Annotated in this window: 12 protein-coding genes and 1 pseudogene; all 13 read left to right on the forward strand. The window is 66.3% G+C overall.

Features of this window, described 5'->3' with window-relative positions:
* Positions 1-277, forward strand: a pseudogene (locus tag UG56_RS19640) (ABC transporter ATP-binding protein); the annotation flags it as partial.
* Positions 277-1,062, forward strand: a complete 786-nt coding sequence (locus UG56_RS19645; protein ID WP_045547019.1) for an MlaE family ABC transporter permease — start codon at positions 277-279, stop codon at positions 1,060-1,062. The pseudogene UG56_RS19640 and the gene UG56_RS19645, both read left to right, overlap by 1 nt.
* A 12-nt stretch (positions 1,063-1,074) precedes the next feature.
* Positions 1,075-1,902, forward strand: a complete 828-nt coding sequence (locus UG56_RS19650) for an MlaE family ABC transporter permease (protein WP_045547020.1) — start codon at positions 1,075-1,077, stop codon at positions 1,900-1,902.
* Complete coding sequence (locus UG56_RS19655) at positions 1,899-3,260, forward strand: MCE family protein (RefSeq protein ID WP_256206770.1); 1,362 nt, start codon at positions 1,899-1,901, stop codon at positions 3,258-3,260. Before UG56_RS19650 ends, UG56_RS19655 begins: the two co-directional genes overlap by 4 nt.
* Positions 3,257-4,309, forward strand: a complete 1,053-nt coding sequence (locus UG56_RS19660) for an MCE family protein (RefSeq protein WP_045547021.1) — start codon at positions 3,257-3,259, stop codon at positions 4,307-4,309. The genes UG56_RS19655 and UG56_RS19660 overlap by 4 nt, the downstream gene beginning before the upstream one ends.
* Positions 4,306-5,280 (forward strand): MCE family protein, encoded by a 975-nt coding sequence (locus tag UG56_RS19665; RefSeq protein WP_045547022.1) that lies wholly within the window; start codon positions 4,306-4,308, stop codon positions 5,278-5,280. The genes UG56_RS19660 and UG56_RS19665 overlap by 4 nt, the downstream gene beginning before the upstream one ends.
* Positions 5,277-6,416 (forward strand): MCE family protein, encoded by a 1,140-nt coding sequence (locus tag UG56_RS19670; protein WP_052693130.1) that lies wholly within the window; start codon positions 5,277-5,279, stop codon positions 6,414-6,416. Before UG56_RS19665 ends, UG56_RS19670 begins: the two co-directional genes overlap by 4 nt.
* Positions 6,416-7,936, forward strand: a complete 1,521-nt coding sequence (locus UG56_RS19675) for an MCE family protein (RefSeq protein WP_052693132.1) — start codon at positions 6,416-6,418, stop codon at positions 7,934-7,936. Before UG56_RS19670 ends, UG56_RS19675 begins: the two co-directional genes overlap by 1 nt.
* Positions 7,933-9,201, forward strand: a complete 1,269-nt coding sequence (locus tag UG56_RS19680; RefSeq protein ID WP_045547023.1) for an MCE family protein — start codon at positions 7,933-7,935, stop codon at positions 9,199-9,201. Before UG56_RS19675 ends, UG56_RS19680 begins: the two co-directional genes overlap by 4 nt.
* A gap of 138 nt (positions 9,202-9,339) precedes the next feature.
* A complete protein-coding gene (locus UG56_RS19685; RefSeq protein WP_045547024.1) occupies positions 9,340-9,966 on the forward strand; it encodes a hypothetical protein in 627 nt (208 codons plus the stop codon).
* Entirely contained in the window at positions 9,963-10,943 is a 981-nt protein-coding gene (locus UG56_RS19690; protein ID WP_084101335.1) for a J domain-containing protein, read from the forward strand. Before UG56_RS19685 ends, UG56_RS19690 begins: the two co-directional genes overlap by 4 nt.
* Positions 10,944-11,275: 332 nt before the next feature.
* Complete coding sequence (rpoB, locus tag UG56_RS19695) at positions 11,276-14,746, forward strand: DNA-directed RNA polymerase subunit beta (protein ID WP_045547026.1); 3,471 nt, start codon at positions 11,276-11,278, stop codon at positions 14,744-14,746.
* Positions 14,747-14,832: 86 nt separating this feature from the next.
* A complete protein-coding gene (locus UG56_RS19700) occupies positions 14,833-18,708 on the forward strand; it encodes a DNA-directed RNA polymerase subunit beta' (protein ID WP_045547027.1) in 3,876 nt (1,291 codons plus the stop codon).
* The last annotated feature ends 2 nt before the right edge of the window (positions 18,709-18,710 follow it).

Raw genomic sequence — 18,710 nt, forward strand, 5'->3', positions numbered from 1 at the left:
CCGCCAGTTCCTCAACGCTCAGACGATCGGCCCGATCGGTATGTCCGAGGAGAAGGACGCCGACGAGCTGGCTGCGGAGAAGGACATGGGCCTGCCGCCGCTGCCGCCGATCCCGATGCAGCTCGAGCCGTCCAACGGCATCCCTCGCAAATACCAGCGCCCGCCGGGTGCCTGGTGCCGTGAGAACGGTGTCACCCCGCCGCCCGGATCGTTCCGTCCGGATGCCGCCATGGCTCCCGGCGGCGTGAAAGCAGACCCCACAGAGGCTCCACACTGATGTCATCTCTGACCGCCGCCAGGGTCCTGAAACCGATCGGGACCGCTGGCTCACTCTTCGCGTTCGGGCTGGACGTGGGGCGAGCCGTGTTCCGGCGCCCCTTCCAGTTCCGAGAGTTCATCCAGCAGGCGTGGTTCATCGCGTCGGTGACGATCGTCCCGACCGCGCTGGTCGCGATCCCCTTCGGTGCGGTCATCGCGCTGCAGGTGGGTGGCCTCGTGCAGCAGTTCGGTGCGCAGTCCTTCGTCGGGTCGGCCGCGGTCCTCGCGGTCGTCCAGCAGGCCGCCCCGATCGCGACCGCGCTGCTGGTCGCGGGTGCTGGTGGCTCGGCGATCGCCGCCGACCTCGGTGCCCGGAAGATCCGTGAAGAGCTCGACGCGATGATGGTTCTGGGCATCGACCCGATCCAGCGTCTGGTGGTCCCCCGTGTGCTCGCCGCGATGATGATCGCGGTCTTCCTCAACGGCCTGGTCTCGATCGTCGGCGTCATGGGTGGCTACGTCTTCAACGTCATCATCCAGGGCGGCACCCCGGGCGCCTACCTGGCCAGCTTCACCGCGCTGGCCCAGATGGCCGACCTGTGGCAGGGCCTGGCGAAGGCGCTCGTCTTCGGTCTGATCGCGGCGATCGTGGCTGCGTACAAGGGCATGAACGCGGGTGGCGGTCCGAAGGGCGTCGGTGACGCCGTGAACGAGTCGGTCGTCATCACGTTCCTGCTGCTGTTCATCGTCAACTTCGTGATGTCTGCGATCTTCCTGCAGATCATCCCAGCCAAGGCCGGATAGGGGGCGAGACGGATGGCGAACATGAAGGCGATCTACCAGAAGCCTGCCAAGAGCCTCGACCACCTCGGTGACGAGCTCAGTTTCTACATGCGTGCCCTCGCGTGGTCACCACGCACGCTGACGCGCTACAAGAAGGAGATCCTCCGGATCCTCGCCGAGGTCACGCTCGGCTCCGGCGCGCTGGCCGTCATCGGCGGCACCGTCGGCGTGATCCTGGCGATGACCTTCTTCACCGGTGCCCAGGTCGGGCTCTCCGGCTACACCGCCCTCGACCAGCTCGGCACGAGCGCGTTCTCGGGTTTCGTGTCGGCCTACTTCAACACCCGCGAGATCGCGCCGCTGGTCGCCGGCATCGCGCTCGCGGCGACGGTCGGCTGCGGCTTCACCGCCCAGCTCGGCGCGATGCGGATCTCGGAAGAGGTCGACGCGCTCGAGGTCATGGCGATCCCGTCGCTGCCGTTCCTGGTGACCACCCGGATCATCGGCGGTCTGATCGCGATCGTGCCGCTCTACGTCGTCGGTCTGCTCTCGTCCTACGTCGCCACCCGGTTCACCGTGACGCTCTTCTACGGACAGAGCGCAGGCACCTACGACCACTACTTCAACACCTTCCTGCCGCCCGGCGACGTGCTGTGGTCCTTCGGCAAGGTGCTGATCTTCTCGGTGGTCGTGATCCTGATCCACTGCTACCACGGCTACAACGCCTCCGGCGGTCCCGCCGGGGTCGGTGTCGCGGTCGGCAAGGCGGTGCGTACGAGCATCGTCGCCGTCTCCGTGCTCGACCTGATGCTCTCGATGGCGATCTGGGGCAGCACGACGACAGTGAGGTTGGCGGGATGACGCAGACGATGACGCCGCACCACGTGGAGCACACCGTTCCGGTTCCGCACAAGCGGAGCGCGGTGGCGCTCGCCTGGGGCCGGCAGAAGGGCAAGATCCTCGGGATCGTCTTCCTCGCGCTGGTCCTCGCCGCGCTGGTCCTGACCTGGGCGCAGTTCACCCACAAGTTCGCCCAGTTCGACACGATCACCCTCAAGGCCGACCGCATCGGCCTGCAGCTTCCCGAGCGTGCCGACGTCAAGGTCCGCGGCCTGATCGTCGGCGAGGTCCTCGACATGAAGCCGACCGAGGACGGCGCCGAGCTGACCCTGGGGCTGTTCCCCGACGAGATCAGCAAGGTCCACCCCGACGTGACCGGCGCGATCCTGCCCAAGACGCTCTTCGGGCAGAAGTACGTCTCGCTGATCCCGCCCGACACCGACTTCACCGAGTCGATCAAGCCGGGTGCGGTGATCGAGAAGACCAAGATCGCCACCGAGGTCCAGGCGGTGCTGCGTGACCTCTACCCGCTGCTGCGGACGATCCAGCCGGCCGACCTCAACAACACCCTCAACGCGATGGCCACGGCGCTGGAGGGCCGCGGCGACAAGCTCGGGGAGTCGCTCGACACCCTCGACTCCTACCTGAAGCGCCTGAACCCCGAGATCCCGGCGCTGATCGAGGACCTCGAGCTCGCCACCAAGGTCTCCGGGACCTACCAGGCGGTGCTCCCGGAGATCGGTCAGATCCTGCGCAACACCATCGTCACCGCGACCACCCTCGAGGACCGCGAGGTGCAGCTCAACAATCTGCTGACCGACGTCACCGCGTTCTCGAACACGGCCGACGACTTCCTCGACAAGAACGGCGACACGCTGATCGAGGTCGGCGAGGTCGGTCGTCCGGTCACCCAGGCACTGGCCCGCTACTCCCCGATGTTCCCGTGCCTCATCGGCGGCATGGACATCCTGACGGACGAGTTCACCGAGGTCTTCCGCAACTACACCGTGCACATCACGCTCGAGACGCTCCCGCACCAGTCCCGGGCCTACACGCCGGCGGACAAGCCGCGCTACGGCGAGGACAGCGGTCCCAACTGCGGCGAGCTCCCGAACGCCCACTGGAACCAGAAGAGGCCGTTCGCCCCCTTCCCCAACAAGAACGACGGTGTGGACGAGCCCACCGGAAAGGGCGTCATGCGCTCCGCCACAGGGTCGGCCGGCTACTCGGCGATGTCCTATGTCGGTACGTCGGCCGAGACCGATGTCATCAACGAGCTGTTCGCCCCGGGGCTGGGCATGAGCGCTGACGAGGTCCCCGACCTGGGCGCGCTCATGCTGGGTCCGGCCGCGCGTGGAGCGGAGGTGAGCTACGAATGAGCGCCGTGAAGCTCTTCGACGCCAAGACGTTCCAGGACTTCTGGAAGCTGATCATCTTCGTGATCGTCACGACGCTGGCCACCGGCCTGCTCGCGATCACCATCGGCAACGTCACCTTCGGCAGGAGCGATGAATACAAGGCCGTCTTCACCGACGTCACCGGTGTGAACAAGGGCGACGACGTACGCATCGCCGGGGTCAAGGTCGGCTCCGTCAAGGGCATCGAGATCTCCGACGACGCCCACAGCGCGGTGGTCACCTTCACCGTCGACAGCGCGCAGCAGATCGCGACCACCACCGAGGCGACGATCAAGTACCGCAACCTGATCGGCCAGCGCTACCTCGCGCTGACCAACCAGCTGGTCGGCGACGCCTCGGCGATGCAGGAGGGCCAGACCATCCCGGTCGGGCAGACGCATCCGGCGCTCGACCTGACGGTGCTCTTCAACGGGTTCAAGCCGCTCTTCAAAGCACTCTCGCCCAACGACGTCAACACCCTGTCCTACGAGATCGTCCAGGTGTTCCAGGGCGAGGGCGGCACCTTGGAGAGTCTGCTCTCCCACACCGCCTCGCTGACCTCGACGCTGGCCGAGAAGGACCAGATCATCAACGCCCTGGTCGACAACCTCACCGAGGTGCTCGAGCACGTGGGTGATCGGGAGAAGGAGCTCTCCAGCCTGATCGTCACCTTCCGTGACTTCGTCGGTGGTCTCAACAAGGACCGCGAGGCGATCCTGGGCTCGCTCGACCAGATCTCGGCGCTCTCCGTCGAGACCGCAGACCTGGTGCACGAGACCAAGGACCCGCTCCTGGACGACCTGCGCCAGGCCCGGAGGTTCTCCGACGAGGTGGCCAAGGACAAGCGCCAGCTCGACGACGCCCTCGAGCTCCAGCCGATCAAGCTGGACAAGATCGGTGCGACCGCGACCTACGGCGGTTGGTTCAACTTCTACCTGTGTGGCCTGCGGGGCACGATCCGAGACCGTGACGGCAAGGACCTCGACATTCCGATCTACAAGCCCGGTCAAGCGAGGTGCAACCTCGGATGATTCCCTTCCGCGAACGTAACCCAGTCAAGATCGGCGCCGTCTCGATCGCCGTTCTCCTGATGCTGTTGGTGATGGCGTTCAAGGCCGACAGCCTGCCGCTGATCGGTGGTGGCACCACCTACTACGCCAACTTCTCCGAGGCCGGTGGCCTGAAGGCCGGAGACGAGGTCCGGGTGGCCGGTGTCCGTGTCGGCAAGGTCAACTCGATCGAGCTCGACGGCAACCAGGTCAAGGTCGCCTTCAAGATCCGCGAGAAGGTCAACTTCGGTGAGAACTCCGGTGCCGGCGTACGCGTGAAGACGCTGCTCGGTGACATGTTCCTCGAGCTGGAGCCGGCCGGCGAGGGCCAGATGAAGGCGGGAGCCACCATCCCGGTGGACCGCACGGAGTCTCCCTACGACGTGGTCGAGGCCTTCGAGGGCTTGGCCGACACCTCCGCCAACATCGACAAGGACCAGCTCGCCGCGGCGCTCACCACGCTCGCCGACCTGACCCGGTCGACGCCGGAGGAGTTCCAGGCAGCCCTCACCGGCGTCTCGGATCTCTCCCGCAACCTGGCAGCCAAGGACGAGCGCATCGACTCGCTGCTCACCCAGCTCGACCGGGTGACGAAGGTGCTCGACGAGCGCGACGAGGACCTGATCACGCTGATGAACAACGCCAACCAGCTCTTCGCGGCGCTGGTCGAGCGGCGTGAGGCGGTGCACAACCTGCTCGTCTCCACCCAGCAGCTCGCCAAGGAGCTCTCGCAGCTGGTCGACGACAGCCGCGCCGACCTGAAGCCGGCGCTGGAGAGCCTCGACGTGATCCTCGACGTGTTCACGAAGAACGAGGAGAACCTCGAGAAGTCCCTCAAGCTGATGGCGCCGTTCTACAAGGTCTTCAACAACACTCTCGGCAACGGTCCCTGGTGGGACACCTACATCCAGAACATGCCTCCTGTTCCGGCTCTTACCGGGGGGACCTCATGAACAAGTTCATCGTTCCGATCATCATCGGTGCGTTGGTCCTCGGTGTCGGCGCGTGGGCGCTGGTCCGCGACACCGGCGAGAAGACGCTGGTGGCTCACTTCCCGCGCACCGTCTCGGTCTACGAGGGCAGCGACCTGCGCGTGCTGGGGGTCGCCGTCGGCAAGGTGACCGCGGTCGACCCGAACGGCACCGACGTCAAGGTCACCATGGAATACAAGGGCGACGTCAGCCTGCCCGCGGACGCCAAGGCCGTCATCATCTCGCCGTCGATCGTCGGCGACCGCTACGTCCAGGTCACGCCCGCCTACGACGGCGGCAAGAAGCTGGCCGACGGCGCGGTGCTGAGCACCGACAAGACCTCGGTCCCGGTGGAGCTCGACCAGATCTACTCCAGCGTCGACGACCTGGTGGTCGCGCTCGGTCCCGACGGCGCCAACAAGAACGGCGCCCTGACCGACCTGCTCCAGCAGACCGCGAAGAACCTCGGCGGCGAGGGCGAGAAGATCAACTCGACCATCGGCGACCTCGGCAAGCTGACCAAGACGCTCGACAATCGCGACGAGCAGTTCTTCGACTCCGCCAAGCAGCTCGAGGGCTTCATCAGCACGCTGTCGGAGAACGACCAGACCGTACGCGACTTCGCCCAGGCCCTCTCGGAGGTCTCCTCGATGCTCGAAGGTGAGCGCAAGGAGCTCGCCGCGTCGATGAAGAACCTCTCCGTGGCGTTGACCAAGGTGACCGACTTCGTCCGGGAGAACAAGTCGATCCTGAAGGAGGACATCCAGAGCCTCAACCGGATCGGCAAGGTGCTCGTACGCCAGCGCGATGCGCTCAACGAGAGCCTCGAGACCGCCCCGCTGGCCCTCAACAATCTGGGTCTGGCCTACAACCCCGAGACCGGCACGCTCGACACCAACGCCAACATCACCATGGTCCTCGACGAGATCATCAAGAACCCGGCCTCGTTCCTGTGCAGCCTGGTGTCCCAGGCGACCAACGGCGGCAGCGCCGAGCTCTGCTCCGAGATCCGTCAGCTTCCCGGTCTCAACCGCGCTGCCGCGATCGGACCCGGTACCGGATCGTCCTACGGGGTTCCTTACGACATGTCGCTCGGCGGCCTCGTGGAGGTGAAGTGATGCTGAAGCGGAACCCGAAGCCAGCGGTGCAGTCCACCATGAAACGTGCCGTCCAGGCGCTCGTCGGCGTGATCCTCGGCGCGCTGGTGCTGACCGGTTGTGGCAACTTCTCCGTCTACGACCTGCCGCTCCCGGGTGGTGTGGACGCCGGAGAAGAGCCGATCGCGGTCAAGGTGCAGTTCCAGGACGTCCTCGATCTGGTGCCGCAGTCGACCGTGAAGCTCGAGGACATCGACGTCGGCAAGATCGACAAGATCTGGCTCGACGACGGTGTCGCCACCGTCGAGATGCTGCTGAAGAAGGACGTCGACCTGCCGAGCAACGCCCGGGCGTCGATCCAGCAGACCTCCCTGCTCGGCGAGAAGTTCGTCCAGCTGGAGCGTCCCGCCGAGCCGGCGTCGACCAAGCTGGCCGACGGCTCGACCATCCCGCTGTCGCAGACCGGCCGCAACCCGGAGATCGAAGAGGTCTTCAGCGCGCTGAGCCTGCTGCTCAACGGCGGCGGCGTCGCCCAGCTGAAGACGATCTCGACCGAGCTCAACAAGGCGCTCGCCGGCCGCGAGGACTCCGCCCGTTCGGTGCTCCACCAGGTCGAGGCGCTGGCTCGCGAGCTCGATGACAACAAGCAGAAGATCGTCGATGCCATCGAGGCGCTCGACGCGCTGGCGAAGGCGACCAACGCGCAGATGGGTTCCATCGACGCCGCGCTCGACGAGCTGCCCTCGGCGATCAAGAGCCTGGACGGCCAGCGCGCCGACCTGGTCAAGATGCTCAAGGCGCTCGAGCGGCTCGGGGACACCGGCGTACGCGTCATCAGGGCGTCCAAGGACGACACGATCGGCATCGTGAAGGATCTGAAGCCGCTCCTGACCAATCTGGCCGACTCCGGCGACAAGTTCGTCAAGGCGATGAACACGATCCTCACCTACCCGTTCGTCGACCAGGCGGTGGGTGGCTCTCCGCAGACCGCCCGCAACCTGCACATGGGTGACTTCGTCAACCTCGACGTCACCGTCGACCTCAACCTCGACACGCTGCTCGACAACGCTCCCGACCTCCCCAGCACCGTGTGCTGGGCGAAGGACCAGATCCTCGACAAGCTCCTGGGGCTGGACGGTCAGGCACTGCTGGACGGGCTCAACGAGGCGGTGAAGAAGGCCTGCGACGGCAAGTTCGCGACCGCGCTGTCCAACTGCCAGAGCGCGCTGACGTCCGGCCTCGCCGGGGACAACACGCTCGGTACGCTTCCGAAGGCATGTCTGGCCGACACCCTGAGCGGTCTCGTGGACACCCTGGGTGACCTGCTCAACCTCAATCTCACCCCGAGCACCAGCGGCGGGAGCTCCAGCGGCGACGGCTCGGGCTGCGTACTGCTCCTGTTCTGTCGCGCCGGAGCCACACCGGGGACGCACGCGGTGAGCTACGACGAGCTGAGCAAGGAGCTCGACCCGGGACTGACCGCTCTGCTGATCCCAGGACTGAGCACCTCGAGCAACACCCATGGGGAGGGCGTCTCATGATCACCCGCCGTACGAAGGTCCAGCTGATGGTCTTCTTGCTGATCACCCTGCTCGGGGTCAGCTTCGTCGGTGCACGCTACGCCCGTCTGGGGTCCCTGTTCGTCAAGGACCACTACGTCGTGATGGCTCACTTCGCGCAGTCCGGCGGCATCTACGAGGACGCCGAGGTCGACTACCGCGGCGTCAAGATCGGCCAGGTCGGCGAGCTGATCCTCAAGCGCAGCGGTGTCGACGTGACCCTGAAGATCGACAAGGCCTGGAAGGACAAGATCCCGGCCGACAGCCTCGCCGTGGTCGGCAACCGTTCCGCCGTCGGTGAGCAGTACGTCGAGCTGCAGCCGCAGTCGCAGGGCGGGCCCTACCTCGAGGAGGGGTCCGAGATCGCCCGCGCGGCGACGACCACGCCGCTGCCGACGGAGAAGCTTCTCGAGGACATCACCACGACGGTGAACTCGGTCGACCAGAAGGCGCTCACCACGACGATCGACGAGCTCGGCAAGGGATTCACCGGAACCGGTCAGGACCTGCAGACCATCATCGACACCGGCACGGCCTTCGTGGAGACCGCCAACCAGAACTTCGGCCTCACCACGGACCTGATCCGGGACAGCAACACGGTTCTCCAGACCCAGCTCGACAGCACCACGGCCATCAAGTCGTTCGCCAACGACCTGGAGCTGTTCACCGGCACCCTGGCCGGCTCGAACAAGGACCTGATCCGGCTGATCGAGAGCGGCTCGGCCAGCTCGACCGAGCTCCGACAGTTCCTGGAGGAGAACGACGTCGACATCAGCGAGCTCCTCAACGAGGTGCTGGTGACCGGCAAGGTCGTGCGCAAGAACCTGCCCGGCGTCAAGCACCTGCTCTCGATCTTCCCGATCGTCGTCGAGGGAAGCTTCGCGGTCGTCGACGTCGGCCACCCGGGCCTCGCGCAGGCCCACTTCGGGATGGCGCTGACCGCGCAGCCGCCGTGCAAACAGGGTTACGAGAGCACGAAGAAGCGCGACCCGCTCGACCTGGACTCTCGCCCGTTCAACACCAAGGTCTCCTGCACCGAGGACCCGTCGAAGTCCAACGCGCGTGGCTCCAGCCAGGTCCCGCGTGCCGCCGTCGGTGAGACGAGCTCGGTGGCGAGCTTCGACCCGGAGACCGGCGAGCTCTCCTGGAAGGACGCCTCGGACACCACCGTGTCGACCGCTGCTCCGTCCTCGTACGGCGACGACGCCTGGAAGTGGCTCTACCTGCAGCCGATGGAGACCGAGTAGTCACCAGCCCGAAACCCACGCAGCCGGCCGGGAACGGGGTCCCGGAGCGGTGCCGTGTCGTCCCGTTGCACCCGAAGCGTACGGTGATGACGCTTGGAAATGGCTCCTGGAGCCACTGACCACAGAGAGTGATCCGCTTTGACCACCACAACCGACCCCGGCCCTGACACGGGCGCAGCGACCGACCGGGCGACGCCCCAGCAGGGAGCGCTGCTCCGTCTCGGCATCCTGGTCGTGCTGATCGCGATCATCCTCGCGGCAGCCGGCTACATCGGCTGGCAGCTCACCCGCGGGGCCGAGGACTCGGTGGTGAGCCAGCGTGAGCAGGCGATGTCGGCGGCCGACAAGTTCGTCCAGCGGGTCAACACCTACGGCCCCGGTGACCTCGGCAGCGACAAGCAGACGATGCCGAAGTACCGCTCCCGGGTCGGGGAGCTGCTGACCTCGAAGTTCGAGAAGGAGTTCCTCGGCAACGTCGCCTTCGCCGAGGCCACCGTCGCCCAGACCGGCGTCGACCGCACCGTCGACGTGCACAGCGCCGGCGTCGCCGGCCTCGACGAGGACAGCGCGACCGTGCTCGTCGTGGCCGAGATCGCGATCAGCTATCCGAAGTCCGAGAAGTCGGAGGAGCGGGTCGACGCCGCCCGCCAGCTCTCCCGCACCGAGGTCGAGCTGATCAAGCAGGACGGGGAGTGGCTCGTCGACGACTGGTACCCCGCCGAAGAGACACCGAACGCCGGAAGCACCGAAGGGGCGACCCCATGAGTTCCGCGATGACCAGCCCGACCTGGTACGACGTGCTCGACGTCGAGCCCGACGCCACCACCGACGAGATCCGCACGGCGTGGAAGGCCGCGATCGCCGATCTGGATCCGACCGACCGCCGCTTCCGCACGCTCAACGAGGCCGCTGCCGTCCTTCTGGACGAGGAGAAGCGGGCTGCGTACGACGCGGGGCTGGCGACCCAGCAGGAGGCCGAGTCCGACGAGGCCGAGGCCGAGGACGCCGGCGAGGCCGACGCGGATGCGACCACAGCGGCGCCCGCCGAGGAGGTCGTCCCCGACGACGAGCCCGACCAGGCCGCCGACGAGGCCGATGAGGCCGACGAGGCCGATGAGACCGACGAGGGCGCAGCGGGCGCCGCGAAGGAGCCGGGCGGACGTACGCTCCCGCTGCTCCCGACCTGGAGCCTGGCGGCAGCAGGGGCCCTGGCGCTGGCCGCGGTCGTCGGGGCGGGTGTGGTCTTCTTCGGGCAGGAGAAGGTCTCGACCGTCGCCAACAACAACGTCACCACCAGCGTGGTCGAGGGTGCGGTGGGCAAGGAGATCACCCGCAACCACAAGCTTCTCGTCGAGGAGCAGGGTGCGGAGGCGCTGGAGGCTGCCAAGAAGGCGGCCGTCCCGCTGCTCTCCTACGACTACAGCAAGATGGACGAGTCGAAGGCCGCGGCCCACAAGGTGATGACGGCGGGCGAGAAGAAGGACTACGACCGCATCTTCGCCGTGCTCATCGACAACGTTCCCGAGACGAAGACCGTGGTCAAGACGCTGAAGCCGGTCGACGCCGGCGTCATCCGGGTCTCCGACGACGCCGTGCAGGTGCTGGTGCTGGTCGACCGTCAGGTCACCAACGCGCAGCAGACGACGCCGATCGGATATCAGGAGTACGCGATGCTCACGATGGCCAAGGTCGGCGACGAGTGGTTGGTGGACAAGCTCGAGACGCAGCCCGGCAAGGGCTGAGGGTCGACCGCTGCGCCTCACCTGTCAAGTGATCGGAATGACATTTCCGGAGGGCGGACCGATTGGCGCGGATGCTTGACCAGAGCCTCCTCTGGGGCGCATGATCATCCGCGATGCTCGACGAAGGCACTGCAGCACCGGGCCGATCTTCGAGCGCCGCAGGTGTGATGGAAGGTACTCCGGACTTTTAATCGGGCCCGGTGTTGTGAAGTGCGCTTTTGTGCCGTACTATGGCGCTTTGCGCATGCCTTCATATGCCCCTCAGCCTGCCCGGTGGCTGTTCGGTGGTCGGCAGCGCGAATCCACCTGCGAACCTTGTCGAAGGATTCCTCTTGGCCGCGCGCACCTCGTCGGGTGACTCCACCCCTCGCCGCATCTCTTTCGCTAAGATCTCAGAGCCTCTCGAGCTTCCTCAGCTCCTCGCCCTCCAGACCGACAGCTTCGACTGGCTGATCGGTAACGAGCGCTGGCAGGAGCAGGTCGCCGCCCGCGAAGCAGCGGGTGAGGACGTGTCCCACAAGTCCGGTCTACAGGAGATCTTCGAGGAGATCTCCCCGATCGAGGACTTCTCGGAGACCATGTCCCTCTCCTTCGAGAGCCCTGTCTTCTACGACCCCAAGTACACCGTCGAGGAGTGCAAGGAGAAGGACTTCACCTACTCCGCGCCTCTCTATGTCTCGGCGGAGTTCACCAACAACGACACTGGTGAGATCAAGGGCCAGACGGTCTTCATGGGTGACTTCCCGCTCATGACCGACCAGGGCACCTTCGTCATCAACGGCACCGAGCGTGTCGTCGTCTCGCAGCTCGTCCGGTCCCCGGGCGTCTACTTCGAGCGCACCGCCGACAAGACGTCCGACAAGGACATCTACACCGCCAAGCTGATCCCGAGCCGCGGTGCCTGGCTCGAGTTCGAGATCGACAAGCGCGACCTGGTCGGCGTCCGCCTCGACCGCAAGCGCAAGCAGAACGTCACGGTGCTGCTCAAGGCCCTCGGCTGGACCAACGAGCAGATCCGCGAGGAGTTCGGCGAGTACGAGTCGATGATGCTGACCCTGGAGAAGGACAGCACCACCGCCCAGGACGACGCGCTGCTCGACATCTACCGCAAGCTGCGCCCGGGCGAGCCGCCGACGCGTGAGGCCGCGCAGACGCTGCTGAACAACTACTACTTCAACCCGAAGCGCTACGACACCGCCAAGGTCGGTCGCTACAAGGTCAACAAGAAGCTCGGTCTGACCGAGGCCTTCGACCAGCAGACCCTGACCGTCGACGACATCGTCGCGACGATCAAGTACGTGGTGGCGCTGCACGACGGGCGTACGCAGCTGGAGACCCCGCAGGGCACGATCGACATCGCCGCCGACGACATCGACCACTTCGGCAACCGCCGGATGCGTACGGTCGGCGAGCTGATCCAGAACCAGCTCCGCACCGGTCTGGCTCGCATGGAGCGCGTCGTGCGCGAGCGGATGACGACCCAGGACGTCGAGGCGATCACGCCGCAGTCCCTGATCAACATCCGTCCCGTGGTCGCTGCGCTGAAGGAGTTCTTCGGCACCTCGCAGCTGTCGCAGTTCATGGACCAGAACAACCCGCTCGCGGGCCTGACGCACAAGCGGCGTCTGTCGGCTCTCGGCCCGGGTGGTCTCTCCCGTGACCGCGCCGGCATGGAGGTCCGAGACGTCCACCCGTCGCACTACGGCCGGATGTGCCCGATCGAGACCCCTGAAGGTCCCAACATCGGTCTGATCGGTTCGCTGGCCTCCTTCGGCCGGATCAACCCGTTCGGTTTCGTCGAGACGCCCTACCGCAAGGTCGAGAACGGCGTCGTCACCGACAAGATCGACTACCTGACCGCCGACGACGAGGACAAGTACGTCATCGCGCAGGCCAACGCGGCCGTCGACGAGAACATGCGGTTCGCCACCGAGCGCGTCCTGGTCCGCCAGCGCGACGGTGAGGTTTCCGAGCTCCTCGCCGAGGAGGTCGACTACATCGACGTCTCGCCGCGCCAGATGGTGTCGGTCGCGACCGCGCTGATCCCGTTCCTCGAGCACGACGACGCCAACCGTGCGCTCATGGGCGCCAACATGCAGCGTCAGGCGGTGCCGCTGGTCCGCAGCGACTCGCCGCTGGTCGGCACGGGTATCGAGTACCGCGCGGCTGTCGACGCCGGTGACGTGCTCGTCGCGAAGAAGGCCGGTGTGGTCAAGGAGGTCTCCTCCGACCTGATCGAGACCCTCAACGACGACGGCACCTACACCTCCTACAAGCTCGCGAAGTTCGAGCGCTCCAACCAGGGCAACTGCGTCAACCAGCAGCCGCTGGTCGACGAGGGCGCCCGGGTCGAGGTCGGCTCCCCGCTGGCCGACGGTCCGGCGACCCAGGGTGCCGAGATGGCGCTGGGCGCCAACCTCCTGGTCGCCTTCCAGTCGTGGCAGGGCCACAACTACGAGGACGCGATCATCCTCTCGCAGCGTCTGGTGCAGCAGGACTACCTCACCTCGATCCACATCGAGGAGCACGAGGTCGACGCCCGCGACACCAAGCTGGGTCCGGAGGAGATCACCCGGGACATCCCGAACGTCTCCGAGGAGATGCTGGCCGACCTCGACGAGCGCGGCATCATCCGCATCGGCGCCGAGGTCACCACCGGTGACATCCTGGTCGGCAAGGTCACCCCGAAGGGCGAGACCGAGCTGACCCCGGAGGAGCGCCTGCTCCGCGCGATCTTCGGTGAGAAGGCGCGCGAGGTCCGCGACACCTCGATGAAGGTTCCGCACGGCGAGGAGGGCACCGTCATCGGTGTCCGCGTCTTCGACCGTGAGGAGGGCGACGAGCTGCCGCCGGGCGTGAACCAGCTGGTTCGGGTCTACGTGGCGCAGAAGCGCAAGATCTCCGTGGGTGACAAGCTCGCCGGCCGTCACGGCAACAAGGGCGTCATCGCGAAGATCCTGCCGGTCGAGGACATGCCGTTCATGGAGGACGGCACCCCGGTCGACGTCCTGCTCAACCCGCTCGGTGTTCCGCGTCGTATGAACATCGGACAGGTCCTGGAGCTCCACCTCGGCTGGCTCGCCAAGCAGGGTTGGGACCTCAACCTCTCCGACGACCCCGAGGACAGCGCCTGGAAGCAGCGCCTGATCAAGATCCACGCCGACAAGGCCGAGCCGGGCACCAAGGTGGCCACCCCGGTCTTCGACGGTGCGCGTGAGGACGAGATCACCGGTCTGCTCGCCTCGACCCTCCCGAACCGGGACGGTCAGCGTGTGGTCGGCACCGACGGCAAGGCCCGCCTCTTCGACGGTCGCTCCGGCGAGCCGTTCCCGGAGCCGGTGGCCGTGGGCTACATGTACATCCTGAAGCTGCACCACCTGGTCGACGACAAGATCCACGCGCGTTCGACCGGTCCGTACTCGATGATCACCCAGCAGCCGCTCGGCGGTAAGGCCCAGTTCGGTGGCCAGCGCTTCGGTGAGATGGAGGTCTGGGCGATGGAGGCGTACGGCGCCGCCTACGCCCTGCAGGAGCTCCTGACCATCAAGTCGGACGACGTGCCGGGCCGCGTGAAGGTGTACGAGGCGATCGTCAAGGGCGAGAACATCCCCGACTCGGGCATCCCGGAGTCGTTCAAGGTCCTCGTCAAGGAGATGCAGTCGCTGTGCCTGAACGTCGAGGTCCTGAGCCAGGACGGTTCGGCGATCGAGCTCCGTGACGCGGAGGAGGACGTCTTCCGCGCCGCCGAGGAGCTCGGCATCGACCTGTCCCGCCGCGAGCCCTCTTCCGTAGAGGAAGTCTGACGAGCGGGAGGTGCGCCCGCGGGCGCACCTCCCTCCCTCAGTCCCCTTTAACTTTCCAAGAACTAACGAAGGAACTGGAAGCCACCGTGCTCGACGTCAACTTCTTCGATCAGCTCAAGATCGGCCTGGCCACCGCGGACGAGATCCGCGCGTGGAGCCACGGCGAGGTCAAGAAGCCTGAGACCATCAACTACCGCACGCTCAAGCCCGAGCGTGACGGCCTCTTCTGCGAGAAGATCTTCGGTCCCACCCGGGACTGGGAGTGCTACTGCGGCAAGTACAAGCGCGTGCGCTTCAAGGGCATCATCTGTGAGCGCTGTGGCGTCGAGGTCACCCGCTCGAAGGTACGCCGCGAGCGCATGGGCCACATCGAGCTCGCCGCTCCGGTGACCCACATCTGGTACTTCAAGGGCGTTCCGTCGCGGCTGGGCTACCTGCTCGACCTCGCCCCGAAGGACCTGGAGAAGGTCATCTACTTCGCTGCGTACATGATCACCTCGGTCGACGAGGACGCGCGTCACCGCGACCTGTCCTCGCTCGAGGCCAAGGTCGACCAGCAGCGCAAGATGCTGACCGGCCGGCTCGACGTGGCGATCAACGACCGCGCCAAGAAGCTCGAGACCGACCTGGCCGCGCTCGAGGCCGAGGGCGCCAAGTCCGACGCCAAGCGCAAGGTCAAGGACGGTGCCGAGCGCGAGATGAAGCAGCTGCGCGACCGCACCGAGCGTGAGGTCAACCGTCTCGACGAGGTCTGGGACACCTTCAAGAACCTGAAGGTCCAGGACCTCATGGGCGACGAGCTGCTCTACCGCGAGATGAAGACCTGGTTCGGCAAGTACTTCGAGGGCCACATGGGCGCCACGGCGATCCAGAAGCGCCTCGAGAACTTCGACATCGAGGCCGAGGTCGAGAACCTGCGCGAGACCATCGCCACCGGCAAGGGTCAGCGCAAGGTCCGCGCGCTCAAGCGCCTCAAGGTCGTCGACGCCTTCCGCAAGACCGGCAACCAGCCGACCGGCATGGTGCTCGACGCCGTCCCGGTCATCCCGCCGGACCTGCGCCCGATGGTGCAGCTCGACGGTGGCCGCTTCGCGACCTCCGACCTCAACGACCTCTACCGTCGTGTGATCAACCGCAACAACCGCCTCAAGCGTCTCCTCGACCTCGGTGCCCCCGAGATCATCGTGAACAACGAGAAGCGGATGCTGCAGGAGGCCGTCGACTCGCTGTTCGACAACGGTCGTCGTGGCCGCCCGGTCACCGGGCCGGGCAACCGTCCGCTGAAGTCGCTCTCCGACATGCTCAAGGGCAAGCAGGGCCGCTTCCGTCAGAACCTGCTCGGTAAGCGCGTCGACTACTCGGGCCGTTCGGTCATCGTGTCGGGTCCGCAGCTCAAGCTGCACCAGTGCGGTCTGCCGAAGCAGATGGCCCTGGAGCTGTTCAAGCCGTTCGTGATGAAGCGCCTGGTGGACCTGAGCCACGCTCAGAACATCAAGTCCGCCAAGCGGATGGTCGAGCGGGCCCGCCCGGTCGTGTGGGACGTCCTCGAAGAGGTCATCACCGAGCACCCGGTTCTGCTGAACCGTGCGCCGACCCTGCACCGCCTCGGCATCCAGGCCTTCGAGCCGCAGCTGATCGAGGGTAAGGCCATCCAGCTGCACCCGCTCGTCTGCACCGCGTTCAACGCGGACTTCGACGGTGACCAGATGGCTGTCCACCTGCCGCTGTCGGCGGAGGCCCAGGCCGAGGCTCGCATCCTGATGCTCTCGACCAACAACATCCTCAAGCCGTCCGACGGTCGTCCGGTCACCATGCCGACCCAGGACATGATCATCGGTCTCTACTTCATCACCTCCGACCGCGAGGGTGAGGTCGGCGAGGGTCGTGCCTTCTCGTCCCCGGCCGAGGCCATCATGGCCTTCGACCACCTCGAGATCACGCTGCAGTCGAAGATCAAGATCCGCCTCGACGACATCGTCCCGCCGCTCGGCTACGACGTGCCGGAGGGCTGGACCGCGGGCGACCCGATCGTCCTCGAGACCACGCTGGGCCGGGTGATCTTCAACGACACCCTCCCCGCCGACTACCCCTTCGTGAACTACGAGGTCGGTAAGAAGCAGCTCGGCGCGATCATCAACGACCTGGCCGAGCGTTACACCAAGGTCGAGGTCGCGGCGTCGCTGGACGCGCTCAAGGACAACGGCTTCCACTGGGCCACCCGTTCGGGTGTCACGGTCTCCATCGACGACGTCACCACGCCGCCGAACAAGGCCGAGATCCTGGAGACGTTCGAGACGCAGGCTGCCAAGGTGCAGAAGCAGTTCGAGCGTGGTCTGGTCACCGACGAGGAGCGCCGTCAGGAGCTCGTCGAGATCTGGACCGAGGCCGCCAAGGTCGTCGGTGCCGCGATGGAGCAGGCGTTCGACCGCAAGAACCCGATCTTCATGCAGGTCACCTCGGGTGCTTCCGGTAACTTCAACCAGATCCGTCAGGTCGGCGCCATGCGAGGCCTGGTGGCGAACCCCAAGGGCGAGATCATCCCGCGGCCGATCAAGTCGAACTTCCGCGAGGGTCTCTCCGTCCTGGAGTACTTCATCTCCACCCACGGTGCTCGTAAGGGTCTGGCCGACACCGCGCTGCGTACCGCCGACTCGGGTTACCTGACCCGTCGTCTGGTGGACGTCTCGCAGGACGTCATCATCCGTGAAGACGACTGCGGCACCGAGCGCGGTCTGCCGAAGGTCATCGGTGTCGACCAGGGCGGCGTCGTCGTCAAGGACGACAACGCCGAGACCGCTGCGTACGCTCGCACGGCCGCCGTCGACATCGAGCACCCGGAGACCGGCGAGGTTCTCGCGGTCGCCGGTGAGGACCTGGGCGACGTCAAGATCGAGGAGCTGGTTCGCGCCGGCATCACCGAGGTCAAGGTCCGTTCGGTCCTCACCTGTGAGGCTCGCACGGGTACGTGTGCCAAGTGCTACGGCCGCTCGCTGGCCACCGGCAAGCTCGTCGACATCGGTGAGGCGGTCGGCATCATCGCCGCCCAGTCCATCGGTGAGCCCGGCACCCAGCTGACCATGCGTACGTTCCACACCGGTGGTGTGGCCTCGGCCGACGACATCACGCAGGGTCTGCCGCGTGTCGTCGAGCTCTTCGAGGCGCGTACGCCGAAGGGTGTCACGCCGATCTCCGAGGTCGCCGGTCGCGTCGAGATCGAGGAGACCGACAAGGCCCGCAAGGTCCTGGTCACCCCGGACGACGGTTCGGACGTCAAGGAGTACGTCGTCTCCCGTCGCTCGCGGCTGCGGGTGGCCGACGGCGACCACATCGAGGTCGGCCAGGCGCTGACCATCGGTACGCCGGACCCCAAGGAGGTCCTCCGTATCCTCGGTGTCCGCAAGACGCAGCAGCACCTCGTCGACGAGGTCCAGGCCGTGTACCGGTCGCAGGGTGTGTCGATCCACGACAAGCACATCGAGATCATCGTGCGGCAGATGCTGCGCCGGATCACGGTGCTCGAGTCCGGTGACACCAACCTGCTGCCGTCCGACCTGGCCGACCGCATCGACTTCGAGTCGGAGAACCGGCGCGTGGTCTCCGAGGGCGGCAAGCCGGCCTCGGGTCGTCCGGAGCTGATGGGCATCACCAAGGCCTCGCTGGCCACCGAGTCCTGGCTGTCGGCGGCCTCCTTCCAGGAGACCACCCGCGTCCTCACCGACGCTGCCATCAACGGCCGCTCGGACTCGCTGCGCGGTCTGAAGGAGAACGTCATCATCGGTAAGCTCATCCCGGCCGGCACCGGCCTGGAGCGCTACCGGAACATCAAGGTCGAGCCGACCGATGAGGCTCGCGCCGCGGCGTACTCCGTGACCGGTTACGACAACTACGACTACGAGTTCGGCAACACCGGCGGCCAGGCCGTCGCGCTGGACGACTTCGACTTCGGCTCCTACCAGAGCTGATC

The sequence above is a fragment of the Nocardioides luteus genome (genome assembly GCF_000960475.2).
GTDB classification, from domain to species: Bacteria; Actinomycetota; Actinomycetes; order Propionibacteriales; family Nocardioidaceae; genus Nocardioides; species Nocardioides luteus_A.

Bases quoted from the DNA above. Each gene is read 5' to 3' on its own strand.
- UG56_RS19650 (WP_045547020.1), top strand. From the start codon at position 1,075: ATGGCGAACATGAAGGCGATCTACCAGAAGCCTGCCAAGAGCCTCGAC.
- UG56_RS19690 (WP_084101335.1), top strand. From the start codon at position 9,963: ATGAGTTCCGCGATGACCAGCCCGACCTGGTACGACGTGCTCGACGTC.
- UG56_RS19660 (WP_045547021.1), top strand. From the start codon at position 3,257: ATGAGCGCCGTGAAGCTCTTCGACGCCAAGACGTTCCAGGACTTCTGG.
- UG56_RS19680 (WP_045547023.1), top strand. From the start codon at position 7,933: ATGATCACCCGCCGTACGAAGGTCCAGCTGATGGTCTTCTTGCTGATC.
- UG56_RS19675 (WP_052693132.1), top strand. From the start codon at position 6,416: ATGCTGAAGCGGAACCCGAAGCCAGCGGTGCAGTCCACCATGAAACGT.
- UG56_RS19670 (WP_052693130.1), top strand. From the start codon at position 5,277: ATGAACAAGTTCATCGTTCCGATCATCATCGGTGCGTTGGTCCTCGGT.
- UG56_RS19645 (WP_045547019.1), top strand. From the start codon at position 277: ATGTCATCTCTGACCGCCGCCAGGGTCCTGAAACCGATCGGGACCGCT.
- UG56_RS19655 (WP_256206770.1), top strand. From the start codon at position 1,899: ATGACGCAGACGATGACGCCGCACCACGTGGAGCACACCGTTCCGGTT.
- UG56_RS19665 (WP_045547022.1), top strand. From the start codon at position 4,306: ATGATTCCCTTCCGCGAACGTAACCCAGTCAAGATCGGCGCCGTCTCG.